Annotated in this window: 18 protein-coding genes; 4 read left to right on the top strand and 14 right to left on the bottom strand. The window is 61.9% G+C overall.

Translation table 11 applies throughout. From position 1 onward, the window contains the following. Positions 1 to 79: 79 nt before the first annotated feature. Positions 80 to 1,663 carry a Ppx/GppA family phosphatase gene (locus A3722_RS05755; RefSeq protein ID WP_067626893.1) on the top strand — a complete coding sequence of 528 codons (1,584 nt, stop codon included), beginning with the start codon at positions 80 to 82 and terminating at the stop codon, positions 1,661 to 1,663. Between the two features lie 6 nt (positions 1,664 to 1,669). On the opposite strand, the gene A3722_RS05750 is transcribed toward A3722_RS05755, so the two are convergent. From A3722_RS05750 to scpA, 5 genes are all read right to left on the bottom strand, one after another. Further along, positions 1,670 to 2,035, bottom strand: a complete 366-nt coding sequence (locus tag A3722_RS05750) for a hypothetical protein (protein WP_236627351.1) — start codon at positions 2,033 to 2,035, stop codon at positions 1,670 to 1,672. A gap of 77 nt (positions 2,036 to 2,112) precedes the next feature. Further along, on the bottom strand, positions 2,113 to 3,114 hold the full coding sequence (locus tag A3722_RS05745) for an endonuclease/exonuclease/phosphatase family protein (RefSeq protein ID WP_067915986.1): 1,002 nt from the start codon (positions 3,112 to 3,114) through the stop codon (positions 2,113 to 2,115). After that, entirely contained in the window at positions 3,114 to 3,794 is a 681-nt protein-coding gene (locus A3722_RS05740) for a molecular chaperone DjiA (protein ID WP_067630240.1), read from the bottom strand. The genes A3722_RS05745 and A3722_RS05740 overlap by 1 nt, the downstream gene beginning before the upstream one ends. Positions 3,795 to 3,845: 51 nt before the next feature. Then, positions 3,846 to 4,367: a GNAT family N-acetyltransferase gene (locus tag A3722_RS05735; protein WP_067630238.1), complete on the bottom strand. Its 522-nt coding sequence runs from the start codon at positions 4,365 to 4,367 to the stop codon at positions 3,846 to 3,848. Next, a complete protein-coding gene (scpA, locus tag A3722_RS05730; protein ID WP_067630236.1) occupies positions 4,367 to 6,508 on the bottom strand; it encodes a methylmalonyl-CoA mutase in 2,142 nt (713 codons plus the stop codon). Before scpA ends, A3722_RS05735 begins: the two co-directional genes overlap by 1 nt. A gap of 165 nt (positions 6,509 to 6,673) precedes the next feature. Between scpA and A3722_RS05725 the strand changes: the two genes are divergently transcribed. Then, positions 6,674 to 7,129, top strand: a complete 456-nt coding sequence (locus A3722_RS05725; protein WP_067630233.1) for a DUF4174 domain-containing protein — start codon at positions 6,674 to 6,676, stop codon at positions 7,127 to 7,129. A 42-nt stretch (positions 7,130 to 7,171) separates the two neighbouring features. Here the strand turns inward: A3722_RS05725 and A3722_RS05720 are convergent, their stop codons facing one another. From A3722_RS05720 to A3722_RS05695, 7 genes are all read right to left on the bottom strand, one after another. Further along, positions 7,172 to 9,217 carry an acetyl-CoA carboxylase biotin carboxylase subunit gene (locus A3722_RS05720; protein WP_067630230.1) on the bottom strand — a complete coding sequence of 682 codons (2,046 nt, stop codon included), beginning with the start codon at positions 9,215 to 9,217 and terminating at the stop codon, positions 7,172 to 7,174. Between the two features lie 138 nt (positions 9,218 to 9,355). Continuing rightward, a complete protein-coding gene (locus A3722_RS05715) occupies positions 9,356 to 9,562 on the bottom strand; it encodes a hypothetical protein (protein ID WP_067630227.1) in 207 nt (68 codons plus the stop codon). Positions 9,563 to 9,884: 322 nt separating this feature from the next. After that, complete coding sequence (locus tag A3722_RS05710) at positions 9,885 to 10,232, bottom strand: hypothetical protein (protein ID WP_067630248.1); 348 nt, start codon at positions 10,230 to 10,232, stop codon at positions 9,885 to 9,887. Positions 10,233 to 10,313: 81 nt separating this feature from the next. After that, positions 10,314 to 10,454: a hypothetical protein gene (locus tag A3722_RS24525; RefSeq protein WP_162931863.1), complete on the bottom strand. Its 141-nt coding sequence runs from the start codon at positions 10,452 to 10,454 to the stop codon at positions 10,314 to 10,316. A gap of 214 nt (positions 10,455 to 10,668) precedes the next feature. Then, a complete protein-coding gene (locus tag A3722_RS05705; protein ID WP_236627350.1) occupies positions 10,669 to 10,992 on the bottom strand; it encodes a DUF6497 family protein in 324 nt (107 codons plus the stop codon). Between the two features lie 74 nt (positions 10,993 to 11,066). After that, the gene (locus tag A3722_RS05700) at positions 11,067 to 11,321 is read right to left on the bottom strand and encodes a DUF7218 family protein (RefSeq protein ID WP_067630224.1); all 255 of its coding nucleotides are present in this window, start codon (positions 11,319 to 11,321) and stop codon (positions 11,067 to 11,069) included. A gap of 105 nt (positions 11,322 to 11,426) precedes the next feature. After that, entirely contained in the window at positions 11,427 to 12,959 is a 1,533-nt protein-coding gene (locus A3722_RS05695; RefSeq protein WP_067630221.1) for an acyl-CoA carboxylase subunit beta, read from the bottom strand. 169 nt (positions 12,960 to 13,128) lie between these two features. Between A3722_RS05695 and A3722_RS05690 the strand changes: the two genes are divergently transcribed. After that, complete coding sequence (locus A3722_RS05690) at positions 13,129 to 14,343, top strand: multidrug effflux MFS transporter (protein WP_067630218.1); 1,215 nt, start codon at positions 13,129 to 13,131, stop codon at positions 14,341 to 14,343. A gap of 85 nt (positions 14,344 to 14,428) precedes the next feature. Then, positions 14,429 to 15,829 carry a helix-turn-helix domain-containing protein gene (locus A3722_RS05685; RefSeq protein WP_067630215.1) on the top strand — a complete coding sequence of 467 codons (1,401 nt, stop codon included), beginning with the start codon at positions 14,429 to 14,431 and terminating at the stop codon, positions 15,827 to 15,829. Here A3722_RS05685 and A3722_RS05680 read toward each other — a convergent pair whose 3' ends face one another. Continuing rightward, the gene (locus A3722_RS05680; RefSeq protein ID WP_067630212.1) at positions 15,830 to 16,504 is read right to left on the bottom strand and encodes a thermonuclease family protein; all 675 of its coding nucleotides are present in this window, start codon (positions 16,502 to 16,504) and stop codon (positions 15,830 to 15,832) included. Between the two features lie 61 nt (positions 16,505 to 16,565). Beyond that, a complete protein-coding gene (betA, locus tag A3722_RS05675; protein ID WP_067630209.1) occupies positions 16,566 to 18,224 on the bottom strand; it encodes a choline dehydrogenase in 1,659 nt (552 codons plus the stop codon). Positions 18,225 to 18,241 lie beyond the last annotated feature (17 nt).

Genomic DNA, 18,241 nt, shown 5'->3' with positions numbered 1-18,241 from the left:
GGAGAGGTCCGTTAGCAATTGACCTCACCGCGCCCCTGCGCCAATTATCCCTTCAAACGGATGGCCCGCAGGAGCATTGATGGCAGACCAGACCGACCCTTCCCGAGCCGCCCCCGTCCCTGAGACCGGCGTGGCGGAACTGGGCCTTTTCGCGAAACCGTTGTTTCAGGATCCGGGCGCGCGCGCGCTGGCGCGGGTGGGCGTGGTGGATGTGGGCTCGAACTCTGTCCGCCTTGTGGTGTTCGACGGCGCGGCGCGCTCTCCGGCCTATTTCTATAACGAAAAGATCATGTGTGCCTTGGGTGCTGGCATGTCTGAGACGGGCCACTTGTCCCCCGAAGGCCGCGCCCGTGCCCTCTCGGCGCTGCGGCGGTTCAGCAAGCTTGCCGATGGCATGGGCCTGTCGGAACTCACGGTCGTTGCCACCGCAGCGGTGCGCGATGCCAGCGATGGGCGCGAGTTCTGCGCCGATGTGCTGCGCGAAACCGGCCTGCGCATCTGGGTGATCGACGGCGAGGAAGAGGCCCGGCTTTCGGCCCAAGGGGTGCTGCTGGGCTGGCCCGGCGCTTACGGCCTTGTCTGCGACATCGGCGGCTCTTCGATGGAACTGGCGGAAATCTCTGGTGGGCGCGTCGGGCGGCGGGTGACCTCGCAACTCGGGCCGCTGAAATTGCGCGATCTCAAGGGCGGTGCCAAGGGGCGGCATGCCCATATCAAAGAGGTCATCACCGGCCTTCAGGAAAAGATGGGCAACCAGCGCGACCGGCTGTTCCTTGTAGGCGGCTCATGGCGCGCTATCGCGCGGATCGACATGTACCGCCGGGGCTATCCGCTGCATGTTCTGCATGAATACCGCATGACCGTGACCTCGGTCCGGGAGACAGTGAAGTTCATCCAAGCCTCTGATTTGGAAGAGTTGCGCAGCGCCTGCGGCGTGTCGTCGAGCCGGATGTCATTGGTGCCCTACGCCGCTGAGGTGCTGAGCCGTCTGGTCAAAACCTTCCGCCCCAAAGACATCGCCATTTCCAGCTACGGCATCCGCGAAGGCATGCTCTATGAGCAGATGCCGCAACGCCTGCGCGACCGTGATCCGCTGATTGAGGCCTGCTATTTCGCCGAGGCCAAAGACGCGCGGATGCCCGGCTTTGGTAAGGTGCTCTATAACTTCATCCTGCCGCTCTACCGCTCTGCCCCGCATGCGCGCAGGCGGTTGGTCAAAGCGGCCTGCCTCCTGCATGATGTCAGCTGGCGCGCGCATCCCGACTACCGGGCCGAGACCTGTTTTGACAACGCCACCCGCGCCAACCTTGGCGGGCTCAAACACGCGGAGCGGATTTATCTGGGGCTGGCGCTGCTGCACCGTTATTCCAACAAACGGGAAAACACCCGGTTCGAAGACCTTTATGAGATGGTCGACGAAAAGACCCGGTTGGAGGCCGAGATCCTTGGCAAGGCCATGCGCTTTGGTGCGATGCTGTGGATGGACAAGGGCGAACAGCGCGGCGAATTGCGCTGGTTCCCCAAGAAAAAGCAGTTGGAACTGTGGCTCACCCCCGACATGGTGCCGCTTTTCGGTGAGGTCGCAGAGGCCCGACTGAACTCGCTCGCCAAATCGCTTGACGCCGAAGTCCATGTGCGCACCGGCAAACGCCCTCCGAAATAGCCCGGGTTACAGGTCGATCTGGGGGGCAGGCTCGGTCGGCGTGTCTGGTGGCACCATCGGATGATCCGGCTTGCGGCGAATGATGATATCGCCGTTGGGCTGCATCTCGGGCGCTTGGTATGCGCTCCAGTCTTCGACCTCATCCAACAGTTCCGTCAGCTTCGGCCCCATCTCGCGCGCAAAATCGCGCAGGGCGGGGCGCATGGCTTCGCTAAAGCCTTCGAAACCCTCCATGACCGGGCCCATTTCATCCATGATCCCGTCCATGAACATCTGCGCGCCGCGCTCCATCAAGCCGAGGCCGCGTTCTTCGGTGTCCTCTTGCGCGTGGGCCGCAAGCGGCAGCATCGTGCAAAGGGCGATAAGGGGCATGAAACGTGTCATGCAATTGATGTAGGCGGCGCGTTCGGGATTTCTAGTCTTCTGCCGGTGCACGAGCACAAGCCCGCCTAAAGGTCGAGATCCAGCGTCACCGGGAAGTGATCCGACGCCGCCAGCAGCGCACCGCGAAGGGCCACGTTTTGCCAGCAGGCGGGATCATCCATCGGGTGCCAGATGCGCCAGCGGGCATCCCGGGCCTGAATTTGCGGCGTGACCATGATGTAGTCCAATAGCGCCTGAAGGAAGCGTTCTTCGGGCGCGATCCAAAACCGCGCGCTGGTGGGCGCGGCCCCCAAACGTCGGCTAAGCGCCTGTTTGGCATGCGGATCAAAGAGCGCCCCCGCCCCCTCCCCCAGCACAATCTCGACCGAAGACCGCCCAAACAGGCTCTCGAACTCATCCAGCCCCGGCCCGTCGTTCAGATCACCCATCACCATCACCGGCCGATCTGCCGCCAGATGCGTATCGATCCGCCGCCTGAGCCAGATCGCCTGCGCCAACTGCTTGCGCCTGTTGGCGATGGCGATGCGCAGCACATCGGCCTCGGACTTGGCCCCATGGGGCGCTTTGGATTTCAGATGCGCGCCGATCATCTGAAAAGCAAACCCAGCCTTCGTGGTCACCCCCAACTCCAGCGGCGGTTTGGAGAAGACCACGGCATCCTCTGTCGCATCCACGTCAAGATCAATCCGTAGTGTCTGATCAAAGCGCGGGGCATCAGCAGCGGCCAGCGGCGCATGGCGGGCGGTGAGCTTATCGGGGTCATAAAGCAGTGCAATCTCTTGCTCTGTATCGTTGGAAAACCCCATGACGGCCTCCCGCGCGCGCAGGGAAAACCGCGCGGCGAAATGCTCAAGCGCGGCCACAGTCGACTGCCGCCGCCCGTGGTTTGGCGCCTCGATCACCATCACCGCATCTGCATCCAGCGCCGCGAAAACCACCCCCAGTGCCGCCGTTTGCTGCGCACGGGTCACCTGATAGCGCGACGACCATTCGCTGTCGTCGTAAAGCTGATTGTCATCGTCAAAAAGGCTCGCGAACCACTCAACATTGTAGGTCGCGATGCGCATCAAGCGTGTTTGCCCGAGATCGTTTCCCACGCGCGGTTGATGTCGATCATGCGTTTTTCGGCCATTTTGATGGCCTCTTGCGGCAAGCCCCGCGCCACCAGCGCGTCGGGATGGTTCTCCCGTACCAACCGCCGCCACGCCTTGCGGGCTTCCTCAAGCGTGGCATGGGGGCCGATGCCCAGAACTGTGCGCGGCAGGGGCGAGCTATCAGGCACGAACCGCGCTTTGAGCGAGGCAAAAGCCTCCTCTCCCATGCCAAAGATCGCAGCCACATCTTCGAGAAAGGCGTTTTCGTTCGGGTGATAGATGCCATCGGCCATGGCGATGTGAAACAGCCCCTCCATCAGATCATGCAGCATCTCGGGCTGGTCGTTGAACATGCTGGCGATGCGTTTGGCGTATTCCTCAAACCCGGTGACATCCTGCCGCGCAAGGTTAAAGACCCGCGCCGCCCCGTCTTGGTCCCCTTCGGCAATTTGGAAGACCTCGCGAAAGGCCGTCACCTCGTCGCGGGTCACCAGCCCATCGGCCTTGGCCATCTTCGCGCCCAAGGCGATGACTGCGATGGTAAAGGCGACCGAGCGTTCAGGCGGGCTGCGCAGACGGTCAAAGACAGCCGACAGCCCCTCGCCCGCGGTGAGGGCTGACAAAGCTTCGGAGATGCGCGTCCAAATCGACATGGGCTGACCCTTTGGTATTCGGCCCCAGCTTAACCGCTGGCACCGGGGAAGTCAGGATGCTGACAGGGTTTTTTGCATCAAGATCAGATCAAGCCATTGCCCGTGTTTGCGCCCGACTTCGGGCATCCGGCCCACCTGCGCAAAGCCTAGTTTTTTATGAAAAATCACGGCGCCAGGGTTGGCGCTGCTGATCGCGGCGACCATCACATGATGGCCCTCCCCCGCAGCCGCCTCGACCGCCCGCGTCATCAAGCCGCGCCCCAGCCCCTGCCCCTGTACGGCGTCCGACAACACGATGCTATGCTCCACTGTCGCGCCGTAGCCCGGCCCGCCCCGAAAGCTGCCGTAGGTGACAAAGCCCATGATTTGCCCCGCATCCTCTGCCACCCAAAAGGCGTCGGCGCGGGTGGCGATCAGGGCGGTGATATCCTGTGGCGTCTTTTCGTCGGTGGTAAAGGTCGACAGGCTGTCGCGGATCATACCGTTCCAAAGATCAGCCACGGCCGCGGCATCGCGCCGCCCTGCCGGGCGGATCGCGCGGCCCGTTTGGGCCGCGCCCGTTTCAGCCTGCATCACTTCCGGGTCTCGCGGATCAGCTTGAGGATATCCTGCGCAGCCGTCGGGATGTTCGTCCCCGGGCCAAAGATCGCCTTGACGCCCGCGTCCTGCAAAAACTTGTAATCCTGTTGCGGAATGACGCCGCCACAGATCACCAGAATATCCTCGGCCCCTGCATCCTTCAGCGCCTGAATAAGTTGCGGTGCCAATGTCTTATGCCCCGCCGCTTGGCTGGAGATGCCGACGACATGCACGTCATTGTCCACCGCATCCTGCGCGGCCTCGGCGGGCGTCTGGAACAGCGGTCCCACGTCCACGTCAAAGCCGATGTCGGCGAAAGCCGTGGCAATCACCTTGGCCCCGCGATCGTGCCCGTCTTGGCCCATTTTAACGACCAGCATACGCGGGCGGCGGCCTTCGGCCTCGGCGAACTCATCGACCGATTTCTGGATGTCAGCAAAGCCCGCGTCGCCCTCATAGGCCGCGCCATAGACGCCCGAGAGCGTCTTGACCTCGGCCCGGTGCCGCCCGAATTCTTTCTCCATCGCCATGCTGATTTCTCCCACTGTGGCGCGTGCGCGGGCGGCTTCAACCGCCGCGTCGAGCAGGTTGCCGCCCTCGGCGGACCGCCGTGTCAGTTCCGCCAAGGCGGCGGTGCATGCCGCGTCGTCCCGCTCGGCCCGGATGCGTTCCAGCGCCTTGATCTGTCCGGCGCGGACCTTGACGTTGTCCACGTCCAAGATGTCGATCGGCTCTTCCTTGTCGCGGCGGTACTTGTTGACGCCCACGATCACCTCGGTGCCACGGTCGATGCCCGCCTGACGCTGGGCCGCGGCTTCCTCGATGCGCAGTTTCGGCATGCCGGAGGCCACGGCCTTGGTCATGCCGCCCATCTCTTCAACTTCCTCGATCAGATTCCACGCTGCTTCGGCCAGATCAGCGGTCAGCTTCTCGACGTAGTAGCTGCCCGCGAGCGGGTCGACGACGTTAGTGATGCCGGTCTCTTCTTGCAGGATCAGCTGGGTGTTCCGAGCGATGCGCGCTGAATGCTCCGTCGGCAGGCCGATTGCCTCGTCCAGCGAGTTGGTATGCAGCGATTGCGTACCGCCCAGCACGGCGGACAGCGCCTCATAAGCCGTGCGCACGACGTTGTTGTAGGGGTCCTGCTCGGCCAGGCTCACGCCGGAGGTTTGGCAATGAGTTCGCAACATCGACGACTTGGGGTTTTTCGGCTCGAATTCCTCCATTACCCGCGACCAAAGCAGACGCGCGGCGCGCAGTTTGGCGGCCTCCATGAAGAAGTTCATGCCGATGGCAAAGAAGAAGCTCAGGCGCGGTGCAAAACGGTCCACATCCATGCCTGCCGCAATCGCCGTGCGCACGTATTCGCGCCCGTCCGCGATGGTAAAGGCCAGTTCCTGCACGAGGTTCGCGCCCGCCTCTTGCATGTGGTAGCCCGAGATCGAGATCGAGTTGAACTTCGGCATATGATCCGAGGTATATTCGATGATGTCCCCGATGATCCGCATCGACGGTTCCGGCGGGTAGACATAGGTGTTGCGCACCATGAATTCCTTGAGGATGTCATTCTGGATCGTCCCCGAGAGCTTGGCACGGTCATGGCCCTGCTCTTCGCCCGCGACAATGAAATTGGCGAGGATCGGGATCACCGCGCCGTTCATCGTCATGGAGACCGACACCTGATCCAGTGGGATGCCGTCGAAGAGGATTTTCATATCCTCAACCGAATCGATGGCCACACCGGCCTTGCCGACATCGCCCTCAACGCGCGGGTGATCGCTGTCATAGCCCCGGTGCGTTGCCAGATCGAAAGCAACCGAAACACCCTGCTGCCCGGCGGCCAGCGCACGGCGATAGAAAGCGTTGGATTCCTCAGCCGTCGAAAAACCCGCATATTGCCGGATCGTCCAAGGACGGCCCGCGTACATCGTCGCCTTCACGCCGCGCGTAAACGGAGCTTCGCCGGGAATGCTGCCGAGATGCTCCAGCCCGTTCACGTCGTCGGCGGTATAGAGCGGTTGTACGTCGATCCCCTCCAACGTCTTCCACGTCAGATCATCAAGGCTGCGTCCGCGCAATTCGCCCGTGGCCAGTTCCTGCCAGCGTGTCTTGGCGTCCTTTTGGTCGGATGTCATATGCTTGTCCTTCTCCCTTAACGCCGGGCGGCAGGCATGGGCCTGCGCATCACCGGCGGCTGAATTGTCACGGGGCGCGCCCTCACGGGGATAAATGCCCCCTGCGGCGCTTTGCCCTTCGCAAAATGGTACAGGCCCCCTATATCTGAAGGGACAGGAGCCTTGATGAAACGTTTGATCTCACTAGTTTTTGCAGGATTGATCGCCAGCACAGCGATTGCCCAAGGGGCCGATACCCCCATGGAGGATCCGCTGTTCCTGCCCGCCGATATGGCCGATCTCAGCGCCTTCCAATGGAAAAAGCGGCCCGTTCTGGTCTTTGCCAATTCCGAGAACGATCCAGCATATGTCGCGCAGATGGAATACCTCCGCGACCGCGAGGAAGAGTTGCGGCTGCGCGATGTCATCGTGCTGACCGATACCGACCCTACCGCGCGCAGCGCGCTCAGGCTGCGGATGCGCCCGCGGGGCTTCATGCTGGTGCTGGTCGACAAGGAAGGCCAGATCGAGCTGCGCAAACCCTTTCCATGGGACGTGCGCGAAATCACCCGCAGCATCGACAAGATGCCGCTGCGCCAGCGTGAAATCAGAGAGGCAAAGGAGCGCGACGTCATCCGTTGATGCCCCGCGCCCTGCCCGCCCTGATCGCCAGCGCATCGCACCCTATTCGAACTCCATGATCACATCGTCCACCGCAAGGCTGTCGCCCGCGCCAGCGTTGACCTTGCTCACCACGCCCTTCTTCTCGGCGCGCAGGATGTTCTCCATTTTCATCGCCTCGATGGTGCAGAGCGCTTGGCCCTCTTGGACCTCGTCACCTACTTCAACGTCGAGTTTCACCACCAGACCCGGCATCGGGCAGAGCAGCATCTTGGAGGTGTCGGGCGGCAGCTTCTCGGGCATGAGGGCCGCCAGTTCCGCCTGACGCGGGGTGCGGACATGGACTTTCAGATCCGCGCCGCGGGTGCGGATGCGAAAACCGCCAGAGATTTTGCCAACCTTCAGCACCAAAGGCGCGCCATCAACAGTCATCTCGGCCAGTTGGTCGCCCGGTGTCCAATCGCCGCTGACCCGCATTTCGCTGCCGTCGGAGAAAGCCACCGTCGCCCCCTCGGGATCGGCCTTGGTGACCACATCAAAGTTTTCACCCTGCAGCTTGACGTTCCAATCGCTACCGACCTTGCGCTCGTGGTTGTCCATCCGGCCCGAGACACGCGCGCGGCGAATTTCGCCGACGCGGTGCATCGCAGCGCAGGCCGCAGCGATGCGGCGCAGCTCGCCCTCAGGCAGGGTCACACCCTCGAAACCTTCGGGGTATTCTTCGGCGATGAAGGCAGTGGTCATCTCGCCCGAGACGAACTTCGGGTGATCCATCACGGCAGAGAGGAACGGCAGGTTGTGCCCGATGCCCTCGACCTCGAAACTGTCGAGCGCCACGCGCATCTTCTCAATCGCCTCGGCCCGGGTTGGGGCCCATGTGCAGAGTTTGGCGATCATTGGATCGTAATACATCGAAATCTCGCCGCCCTCATAGACGCCGGTATCGTTGCGCACGGCCATCTCGCCGCTCGGTGCATCGCCCTGCCATGTGCCTTGCTCCAGCAGCGGGCCGGCGGCCACTTCCTGCGGCGGGCGGTAGCGGGTCAGACGGCCAATGGACGGCAGGAAACCACGGTAAGGGTCTTCGGCGTAGAGCCGGTTTTCGATGGCCCAACCGGTCAGGGTCACATCGTCTTGAGTGATCGACAGTTTCTCGCCATTGGCGACGCGGATCATCTGCTCGACCAGATCGACGCCGGTGATTAGTTCCGTCACCGGGTGCTCCACCTGAAGGCGGGTGTTCATCTCAAGGAAGTAGAAATTCTTGTCGCCATCGACGATGAATTCCACCGTGCCCGCGCTGGTGTAGCCCACGGCCTGCGCCAGAGCGACGGCCTGTTCGCCCATCGCTTTACGGGTGGCTTCGTCAAGGAAAGGGCTCGGCGCTTCTTCGACAACCTTCTGGTTGCGGCGCTGGATCGAACATTCCCGCTCGCCCAGATAGACGCCATTGCCATGCGCGTCACAAAGCACCTGAATTTCAATGTGGCGGGGCTGGGTGACGAATTTTTCGATAAAGATACGGTCATCACCAAAGGAGTTCGCGGCCTCGTTCTTGGACGACTGGAAACCCTCGCGGGCCTCTTCATCATTCCAAGCGATCCGCATGCCCTTGCCGCCGCCGCCAGCCGAGGCTTTGAGCATCACCGGGTAGCCGATTTCGTTGGAGATTTTCACGGCCTCGTCGGCGTCTTCGATCAGACCCATATAGCCCGGCACGGTCGAGACACCCGCCTCCTGAGCAATCTTTTTGGAGGTGATCTTATCGCCCATCTTTTCAATGGCGCCAACGGGCGGGCCGACGAAAGCCACGCCTACAGCGTCAAGCGCCTCGGCAAACTTGCTGTTTTCGCTTAGAAAACCATAGCCCGGATGGACCGCCTGCGCGCCGGATTGCTTCACGGCCTCCATCACCTTGTCGATGACGATATAGGACTGGTTCGCGGGCGGCGGGCCGATGTGAATGGCCTCATCCGCCATTTCCACATGCAGCGCCTGCGCATCCGCATCGGAATAGATCGCCACGGTGGTCAGACCCATCTTCTTGGCGGTCTTGATCACGCGGCAGGCGATTTCGCCCCGGTTGGCAATGAGGATCTTGTCAAACATCAGCAGTTCCTTTGACGGTAACAGGCCACGCAAAATGCCGCGTCAGCCAAAGCTGCGCGGGTGCCTGTAGAGATAAAGATGGAGGGGGAAACCGCCCTGCCCGCGCCGATGGCAGGCAGAGCGGTTAATGGGGCGAGATCAGTTACATTTGCCGGGGTTAAGCTGGCAATAACCGACGTTAGCTGCGGCGCCGATGGCTGCGCCCTGCGCCAGCGACCCACCTGTGACGGCTGCCGCGCCTGCGCCGACGGCTGCGCCGCCCAAACCCTGTTCGCCGATGGTGTTGCCACATGCGGCAAGACCGGCTGTCGCGCCAAGCGCGAGAATGATGTTACGAATTGACATGTGCCTGTTCCTTCACTGCTATCTACTGTCCGACCAACGCCCTGCCGTTTGACAAGTTCCCGGTCAATTTTCCGGGCCGTTGCCCTGTGGCGCGAAAACCACCCCGCCGAAAAGTCGGGCAGCGCGGCGCGGTTGCGCAGCGGCTGCCCGTTAGGGGAAGGGGTATGGTCTTCATGTCCGACGGCACGAAGAGCAAAAGACGCGCCGCCAGCCACGCAAAACCTGCCCCAAGCCTGCGCCAGCGCCAAGCACGCCCTTTGAGGCGGCCGGACTTCGGCAAGGCTGTGCTGATCTGCGTAGAGGCGGGGCGACATCATGCCGATCAACCCTCGAAAGCTTCGGGGAAGGCGGCACGGGCTGCGGCCACATCGAGCACAAGCAAAGCTTCGTAATCGGCGGGGTCGAAGGGATCAGTGGCCGGCAGCACCTCGCGGCCAAAGAGCCACGACAGACGGCCCGCATCCAGATTGCCGCGCTCGAAAGGATGCTCGCCAAAGGCTTCCCACAGGGCTTTGACAAAAGCGGTGTCAGCACGACGGTCCGGCGCCCGGCGGTCAGGGCGACGCTCACGCCGGGTGATCGGCGTGACCCCCTTGGGGTTCGGACGGCGAATTGTGAATTGGAAATCGGTGCCGGGCAGTCGCCCGGGGAACCCGCGATGTTTCAGCATATAGGCGGGCATCAGACACCCCTCCCGGTTGCAGGGGTGGCTGGGATCAGGGCAGGCGCAAACGCCTGCCCTGCAACGGCATTATTTGTACTTGCCGGTGTAGACGGGCTCGACCGAGATGGGCTCGGGCTCAACCACGACGAACTCTTCTTCTTGCTGTGCGCAGGCCGAAACAGCTGCGACGAAACCGATAGCTGCCAGCAACTTGATGCTCTTGGACATGTATATCTCCTATTAATGTTAAATGAACCTGACGCAACAACATGCCGGCCAAGCCCGGGTTCTGAGGTAAGGGATACGTGGGTATTCCTTGACCGCATCATATGCGATTCACATAGCAATGGATATGGTTGCAAGCGCAATCGGTCGCGTTGTGACTCCAAAGCATCAATCCAATTGGGGCATCGGCGGATTCTTGCAAGATATTGCCCGCGCATCACAAACCCTCCCAGATGCAAGCGTCATCTTGGGCACGGAAAGCTTCGAAATATTGGGTCGCTTCGGGGTCGGCCGCGCCGAATTCCACCGGGCGGTCAGCAAGGGAGACGACGATCACCTGCCCCGCAAGCGCATGTTCGGTCATGTAAGGGAGGGCGACCACCGCGCAGAGATGCTCCATGTCCGGAGCGGCGAGGTCATAGGCGATGGCCTCCGGCCCTTTGGCGATCTGCGGCGCGATGAACCGAAAGCGAAGCCAGGTCTCACCACCCAGCTCCTCGACAAGAACCTCTTGCAAGTCAATCACTTGCCCGGAGGGCACGTCAATCGCCCGTGCTGGAGACGTGAGCCCCCCCGCCAGCAAAGCGGGCAGGCAAGCCCGGCGCAGCAGAGCGCCTAGTGATTGCGCAAAGCGTCGATCAGTGCGTCCTTGTCCATATCCGAACGCCCCTCGATCCCGAGTTCCTGCGCCCGGTCGTAGAGGTCGTCTTTGGTCCAATCCTCGTAGGGCGGCTGTTTGCCCCCCTTCTTGCCGGGATGCTGGCTGTCGTTGGCCTGCGCATTGGCGATGCGGGCGGCTTTCTCCTTGCTCGCCCCATCCTCGCGCAGGGACTTGTAGGTCTCTTCGTCCTTGATCGATGAATTCGGCATGATCTGGCCCTCCTTTGCAAGGAAAACCACCCAGTTCGCCGAGGGTTCCGCGCGCGGCTTCGGTGGGATCGGTATTTAAGAAAGGATGAAGCTGCATGATGGTGCTCAGAGCGGAATGTTGTCGTGTTTCTTCCACGGGGTCTGCACTTTTTTGTTGCGTAGTGACGCGAAGGCGCGGGCGACCCGTTTGCGGGTGCTGCGGGGCTGGATCACCTCGTCGATGAAACCGCGTTCGGCGGCGACGAAGGGATTGGCGAAACGGTCTTCGTAATCCTTCGTGTGTTTGGCGATCTTTTCGGGATCGTTCAGATCCTTGCGGTGGATGATCTCTGTCGCGCCTTTGGCCCCCATCACGGCGACTTCGGCGGTGGGCCATGCGTAGTTGAAATCCGAACGCAGGTGTTTGGAAGCCATCACGTCATAGGCGCCGCCATAGGCTTTGCGCGTGATGACGGTGACCATCGGCACGGTCGCCTCGCCATAGGCGAAGAGCAGTTTCGCGCCGTGTTTGATGACGCCGCCGAATTCCTGACCGGTGCCGGGCAGGAAGCCGGGCACATCCACGAGGGTCAGGATCGGGATTTCGAAAGCATCGCAGAACCGCACGAAACGGGCCGCTTTGCGCGAGCTATCAATGTCGAGGCAGCCCGCCAGCACCATCGGCTGGTTGGCGACCACGCCGACGGTACGGCCTTCAAGACGGATGAAACCGGTGATGATGTTCTTGGCGAATTCTTCTTGGATTTCGTAAAAGTCGCCCTCATCCGCCAGTTTGAGGATCAGTTCCTTCATATCATAGGGGGTATTGGCGTTCGACGGCACTAGCGTGTCGAGCGAGGGTTCAATCCGGTTGGGATCGTCGAAGAAGGGGCGGACCGGGGGTTTCTCGCGGTTGTTGGCGGGCAGCAGATCGACGAGGCGGCGCACTTCGGCCAGCGCTTCGACGTCATTTTCGAACGCTGCATCGGCGACAGAGGATTTGCGCGTGTGGGTCGAGGCGCCGCCCAATTCCTCGGCGGTGACGACTTCGTTGGTGACGGTTTTCACCACGTCGGGGCCGGTGACGAACATGTAAGAACTGTCTTTGACCATGAAGATGAAGTCGGTCATCGCGGGCGAGTAGACCGCGCCACCCGCGCAGGGGCCCATGATGACGCTGATCTGCGGGATCACACCGGAGGCTTCGATGTTGCGCTGGAAAACCTCGGCATAGCCCGCGAGGCTTGCCACGCCTTCTTGGATACGTGCGCCGCCGGAATCGTTAATGCCGATCACGGGCGCGCCGTTCTGCACCGCCATGTCCATGATCTTGCATATTTTCTGGGCGTGGGTTTCCGAAAGGGAGCCGCCGAAGACGGTGAAATCCTGACTGAAAACATAGACGAGGCGGCCGTTGATCGTGCCCCAGCCCGTAACCACACCATCACCTGCGGGCTTTTGATCCTGCATGCCGAAATCGGTGCAGCGGTGGGTGACGAACATGTCGAATTCCTCGAACGAGCCTTCGTCGAGCAGCAGATCGACACGCTCCCGTGCGGTGAGCTTGCCGCGACCGTGCTGCGCATCGATCCGTGCCTGACCGCCGCCCAAACGCGCATCTTCGCGGCGCCGCTCCAGTTGTTCGAGAATGTCTTTCATGACGCACCCCTATTGTGATTTCGACCAGTCTATCGGAGGAGCGCAACTGACCAAAGAGCAATTTTGCAAATTTGCAAAATCAATACAGGCGAACTTAAGCAAAATGAAAAGTTGCGAAACAATCTAGTTAACATGGACATTTCCCATGCCCCCGACTACTTGCATTTGCATGAGCCATATCCCCAAAGTCCGATATCTAGATCGGACGACCCCGCCCCATATTTCAACGCTGATCCTGCTGGCCGGGCTTTCGGCCATGGTGATGAACATCTTTCTGCCCAGCCTGCCGAAGATGGCAGAGCATTTTGGCACGGATTATGCGGTGATTCAGCTTTCGGTGCCGCTTTACCTGTTCTTCAGTGGCATACTGCAGATCTTCATTGGGCCGATATCCGACAACCTCGGGCGGCGGCGCGTGATGCTTTGGGGGCTGGGCCTGTTCCTTGCCGCCACGGTCGGCTGCTTGCTGGCCCCGAACATTGCCGTGTTCCTCGTCTTTCGTATGGCGCAGGCCGTGATCGCCACGGGGATGGTTCTGAGCCGTGCGGTGATCCGCGACCTTTATACCCAAGACGAATCGGCCTCCATGATCGGCTATGTCACCATGGGCATGGCGCTGGTGCCGATGATCAGCCCGGCTTTGGGCGGCTTGTTGGAGCAGGGGTTTGGCTGGCAGGCGTCATTTTGGGCGATGCTGATCCTCGGCGGGCTGGTGTTCTGGGTGGCTTGGGCGGATTTGGGCGAAACAGCCCGCGCCAGTGGCAAATCGCTGGGCCAGCAGTTCGGCGAATACCCTGAACTGCTCCGCTCGCCGCGGTTTTGGGGCTATGCGCTTGCGACGGGCTTCTGCTCGGGCGCTTTCTTTGCCTATCTTGGCGGCGCGCCTTTCGTCGGCACCGTGGTTTTTGGGATGGAGCCTGCGGTGCTGGGCCTATATTTCGGCGCGCCCGCGATTGGTTATTTCATCGGCAACTTCATCACCGCGCGCACCGCGACCCGCTTTGGCGTCAATACGCTGGTGCTCTGGGGCTGCATCTCAAATGCCGTGGGCGGCACGGTTTCGCTGTTGATTTTCCTTGCGGGATACGGCTCCCCGCTCAGCTTCTTCGGGCTGATGACGCTGGTGGGGCTGGGCAATGGTCTGTGCATTCCCAACGCCACGGCCGGGATGCTGTCGGTGCGCCCGCATCTGGCGGGCACGGCCTCTGGGCTTGGCGGGGCGATTATGATCGTCGGTGGCGCGGCGCTGAGCGCGCTGGCCGGGGCCCTTCTCACGCCAGAGACGGGGGCCTATCCGCTATTGTGGTTGATGCTGCTGACCGCCATCGCCTCGGTCGCCTCCATCTGGGTGGTGATCCGGCGCGAGAAAGCCTTGGGGCTTTAACCTAGCAGTACCCCCGCCTCGGGCTTGCGAGCGGGGGTTTGCAAAGCTACGCTGCCGCGAAATGCAAATTTGCAAAGGTGCGCGGATGGCGATCCAGAAACTCTATGCCGGTGTGAAACTGCGAGAGACCCGCACCCGTGCGGGGCTGACGCAGAAAGACTTCGCCGCCCGGCTTGGCGTCTCCTTGCCCTATCTCAACCAAATGGAGAACAACAACCGGCCCGTCAGTACCAATGTGGTGCTGGCACTGGCGTCGGAGTTCAGGCTCGACGTGACCGAGCTTTCCAGCGGAGATGGAGAGCGATTGGTGAGCGATCTGCGCGAGGCGCTGGCCGATCCGATCTTCGCCGGAAAGACACCCCCGGTGGCCGATCTGCGCCTCACCGCCTCCAACGCGCCGGGTCTGGCCCATGCGTTTCTCGCCCTGCACCAAAGCTACCGGCAGGTGCATGAACGACTGGCCTCGCTGGACGAAGCCTTGGGCCGCGAGGACGCTCGGGCGATGCCCTCCCCTTGGGAGGAGGTGCGGGATTTCTTTCACTATTGCGACAATTACATTGATGCCGTCGACCGCGCGGCAGAGCATTTTGCCACCCGCGAGGGCACCGGTAACGATACGCGGGCGACCGCGGCAACCGCGCTTGAACGCGCTGGCGTGACCGTGATCTTTGAGGATGACGACCGCCTGCGCGCCTATGATCCCGCGCGCAAAACGCTGCATCTGTCGGCCCGTGCAGCCCCTGAGACGCAGACCTTTCAAATGTTGCTCCAGGTGGCGCTGACCCAGCAGGACGCGCTGTTGGAGGCAACGCTTGATCTTGCCCGGTTCCACAGCGCCGCCGCCCGGGATATCGCCAAGATCGGGTTGGCCAATTACTTTGCTGGGGCGGCGCTACTGCCTTATGGGCGATTCCTGCAAAAGGCGCAGGACTGCCGCCATGATCTGGAGGTGCTGGCTGGGCATTTTGGCGCCTCGATTGAGCAGGTGGCGCACAGGCTTTCGACGCTCCAGCGGCCCGGCGCAAAGGGGGTGCCCTTTTTCTTTGTGCGGGTCGATCAGGCGGGCACGATCACGAAGCGCCATTCTGCCACCCGGTTGCAATTCGCGCGTTTTGGCGGGGCCTGTCCGCTTTGGAATGTCCACCGCGCGTTTGAAACGCCGGGAAGGTTCTTGCGCCAATTGGCCGAAACGCCGGACGGGGTGCGCTATATCAGTCTGGCGCGGGACATCTCGAAGCCGGCGGGGCGGTTCGGCGCGCCGGTGCGGCGTTATGCAATCTCACTGGGATGCGAGGTGCGCCATGCGGCGGCACTCGTCTATGCCGATGGGCTGGATGTCACCCGCAGCGATGCCTTTGAACCAATTGGCATTTCCTGCCGCATTTGCGAGCGACGGGATTGCCACCAGCGCTCCGTCCCGCCACTGGAACGGCAGTTGGTCGTCGACCCGCATCTGCGCGACACCCTGCCCTACCGGGTGGAGTGATCAGCGCAGCGCCCGCCGCCAGCCAGCACCGTGGGCTTCTGCTTCGGAACAGAACCAACGCTCGCCCTTGCGGGTGCTGATGCGGGTGCGGCCGTAAAATTCCTGCCCCGGCATATGGTAAATCTTGACCCCCTTGGCGCTGATATTGCCCTTGATCTGGCAGCTCCCCTCAGGCCGGGCCGGTTCTGAACCGCTGCGGCGGGTTACGCGATAGCGGGCCGGAGAGACGGTCTTGAACCCATGAATGCCACGCCCTGCGACAAAGGCTGCCTTTTCCTCCAGATCATAGTCCATCGAATATTTGCGATAGGCAAAGGCCAGCCCCTCTTGCACAAGCGCCTGCCCTACGTCGACACCGCCGACATGGCAGCGGGCGACGATGCGATCATATCGGTCGCGGTCCAGCGCTTCACAGCGCGCTTCGGCCCCTTGGTATCTGTCGCGCACCTCTCTCGTCGTCCAATCACCGCAGGCCCAAGCCTGCCCGCCATCGGTTTCGCAGGTCTGGCTCGCCTCAAGCGCGTCGATACCGTGTAAGCGAATGCGCGTGCCGCCAAGGTCGAAGGTATCCCCATCAATCACGCGCACCACACCCGACACGGTCTGCGCCCCAGCCGATACTGCTGCGAAACTCAGCGTGAGACTGAGGGCGAAAAGTGAACAAATCTTTAACATGGGGCAGGTATGACGCCCTGCCCCACCAGCTTCAAGGGAGGAGATTAAGACAGGTTAATGATCAGCGCTGCGCCACCTGCCAATTGGGATGCAGCCAAGGTTCGTCATTCGCCCGAGGCAGCGGATCGCGGCCCAAAAGCAGGTCCGAAACCTTTTCCCCCACCATGATCGAGGGCGCGTTGAGGTTGCCATTGGTGATGCGCGGAAAGATCGAACTGTCGGCCACCCGCAGCCCTTCAACCCCAATCACCCGCGCCTGCGGATCGACCACGGCGCTCGGATCGTCGGCCGCGCCCATGCGGCAGGTGCCACAGGGATGATAGGCGCTTTCCGCATGTTCGGCGATGAAACTGTCAAGCTCCGCATCCGATTGCAGCGCGTCGCCGGGTTGGATCTCATGTTTGACGAAAGGCTTGAAAGCCTCCTGCGCGAAAATCTCACGTGTGAGGCGGATGCAGGTGCGGAACTCCTCCCAATCGTCGGGATGCGACATGTAGTTAAAGCGGATTTTCGGCGCATCTGCCGGGTCGGCTGACCGCAAGGTGATGTCGCCCCGCGACTTAGAGCGCATTGGCCCTGTATGGGCCTGAAACCCGTGCCCCTCCGCTGCTGCCTGCCCGTCGTAACGCACGGCGATGGGCAGGAAATGGTATTGAATATCAGGGTATTCCACGCCGGGCTTCGAGCGGATGAAGGCCGCGGATTCAAACTGATTAGAGGCACCCATACCGGTCTTGGTAAAGAGCCACTGCGCGCCGATGACAGCCTTCGACAGCAAGTTCCAATGTTTATAGAGCGTGATCGGCTGGCTGGAGGCCATCTGAATGTAAAGCTCCAGATGGTCTTGCAGGTTCTGCCCCACGCCGGGACGGTCTGCGACGACATTGATGCCGTGCTGCGCCAGATGACCCGCCGGGCCGATCCCCGACAGCATCAGCAGTTTCGGCGAGTTGATCGATGACGCGGCCAGCACCACTTCGCGCTGCGCACGGATGACCTCTGTGCGGTTTCCGCGCTTGACCTCGACCCCCACGGCGCGGCCCTCTTCGATCACCACGCGCTGCGCCAGCGCGCGGATCAGCGTCACATTCCCGGTTTTCTGTGCAGGCCGCAGGTAGGCATTGGCCGCCGACCAGCGCCGCCCGTTCCAGACCGTCTGCTCCATCGGGCCAAAGCCCTCTTGTTTCTCGCCGTTGTAATCTTCGGTCATCTGGTAACCGGCCTGCGAGCCCGCCTGTACGAAAGCGTCAAACAGCGGGTTCTCCCGCGGGCCGCGGCTGACGTGCAGCGGGCCGTCTGTGCCGCGCCACGCCGCATCGCCGCCATGGCCGTTCTCGTGCCACGTCTCCATGCGTTTGTAATAGGGCAGCACGTCAGCATAGCCCCAGCCCTGCGCGCCGCTTTCCTCCCAATGATCGAAGTCCTTGGCATGGCCGCGCACATAGACCATGCCATTGATCGACGACGAGCCGCCGATCACCTTGCCACGTGGGCAGACCAGCTCGCGGTTGTTCAGATGCGGCTCAGGCTCGGACTTATAGCCCCAGTCATAGCGCGGCATGTTCATCGGATAGCTGAGTGCCGCGGGCATCTGAATAAACGGCCCCGCGTCGCTGCCACCATGTTCAATGACGATCACCTTCCGCCCCGCCTCGGCCAGACGGTAGGCCATGGCGCAGCCCGCAGACCCCGCCCCGACGATTACAAATTCAGCTTCCATTCCACTTACCTTCCGCA

Origin of the sequence: Sulfitobacter sp. HI0027, assembly GCF_001634775.1 — a bacterium.
Classification (GTDB): Bacteria; Pseudomonadota; Alphaproteobacteria; order Rhodobacterales; family Rhodobacteraceae; genus Sulfitobacter.
Note: the sequence above shows the minus strand (reverse complement) of the source record. Positions and strands in the feature narration are given on the sequence as shown.

Excerpts from the sequence above, each read along its gene's own strand:
- A3722_RS05690 (WP_067630218.1), top strand. The coding sequence starts at position 13,129 with ATGAGCCATATCCCCAAAGTCCGATATCTAGATCGGACGACCCCGCCC.
- A3722_RS05685 (WP_067630215.1), top strand. The coding sequence starts at position 14,429 with ATGGCGATCCAGAAACTCTATGCCGGTGTGAAACTGCGAGAGACCCGC.
- A3722_RS05680 (WP_067630212.1), bottom strand. The coding sequence starts at position 16,504 with ATGTTAAAGATTTGTTCACTTTTCGCCCTCAGTCTCACGCTGAGTTTC.
- A3722_RS05725 (WP_067630233.1), top strand. The coding sequence starts at position 6,674 with ATGAAACGTTTGATCTCACTAGTTTTTGCAGGATTGATCGCCAGCACA.
- A3722_RS05710 (WP_067630248.1), bottom strand. The coding sequence starts at position 10,232 with ATGCTGAAACATCGCGGGTTCCCCGGGCGACTGCCCGGCACCGATTTC.
- A3722_RS05745 (WP_067915986.1), bottom strand. The coding sequence starts at position 3,114 with ATGCGCATCGCGACCTACAATGTTGAGTGGTTCGCGAGCCTTTTTGAC.
- A3722_RS05695 (WP_067630221.1), bottom strand. The coding sequence starts at position 12,959 with ATGAAAGACATTCTCGAACAACTGGAGCGGCGCCGCGAAGATGCGCGT.
- scpA (WP_067630236.1), bottom strand. The coding sequence starts at position 6,508 with ATGACATCCGACCAAAAGGACGCCAAGACACGCTGGCAGGAACTGGCC.
- A3722_RS05740 (WP_067630240.1), bottom strand. The coding sequence starts at position 3,794 with ATGTCGATTTGGACGCGCATCTCCGAAGCTTTGTCAGCCCTCACCGCG.
- A3722_RS05720 (WP_067630230.1), bottom strand. The coding sequence starts at position 9,217 with ATGTTTGACAAGATCCTCATTGCCAACCGGGGCGAAATCGCCTGCCGC.
- A3722_RS05700 (WP_067630224.1), bottom strand. The coding sequence starts at position 11,321 with ATGCCGAATTCATCGATCAAGGACGAAGAGACCTACAAGTCCCTGCGC.
- betA (WP_067630209.1), bottom strand. The coding sequence starts at position 18,224 with ATGGAAGCTGAATTTGTAATCGTCGGGGCGGGGTCTGCGGGCTGCGCC.
- A3722_RS05750 (WP_236627351.1), bottom strand. The coding sequence starts at position 2,035 with ATGCCCCTTATCGCCCTTTGCACGATGCTGCCGCTTGCGGCCCACGCG.
- A3722_RS24525 (WP_162931863.1), bottom strand. The coding sequence starts at position 10,454 with ATGTCCAAGAGCATCAAGTTGCTGGCAGCTATCGGTTTCGTCGCAGCT.
- A3722_RS05735 (WP_067630238.1), bottom strand. The coding sequence starts at position 4,367 with ATGCAGGCTGAAACGGGCGCGGCCCAAACGGGCCGCGCGATCCGCCCG.
- A3722_RS05715 (WP_067630227.1), bottom strand. The coding sequence starts at position 9,562 with ATGTCAATTCGTAACATCATTCTCGCGCTTGGCGCGACAGCCGGTCTT.
- A3722_RS05755 (WP_067626893.1), top strand. The coding sequence starts at position 80 with ATGGCAGACCAGACCGACCCTTCCCGAGCCGCCCCCGTCCCTGAGACC.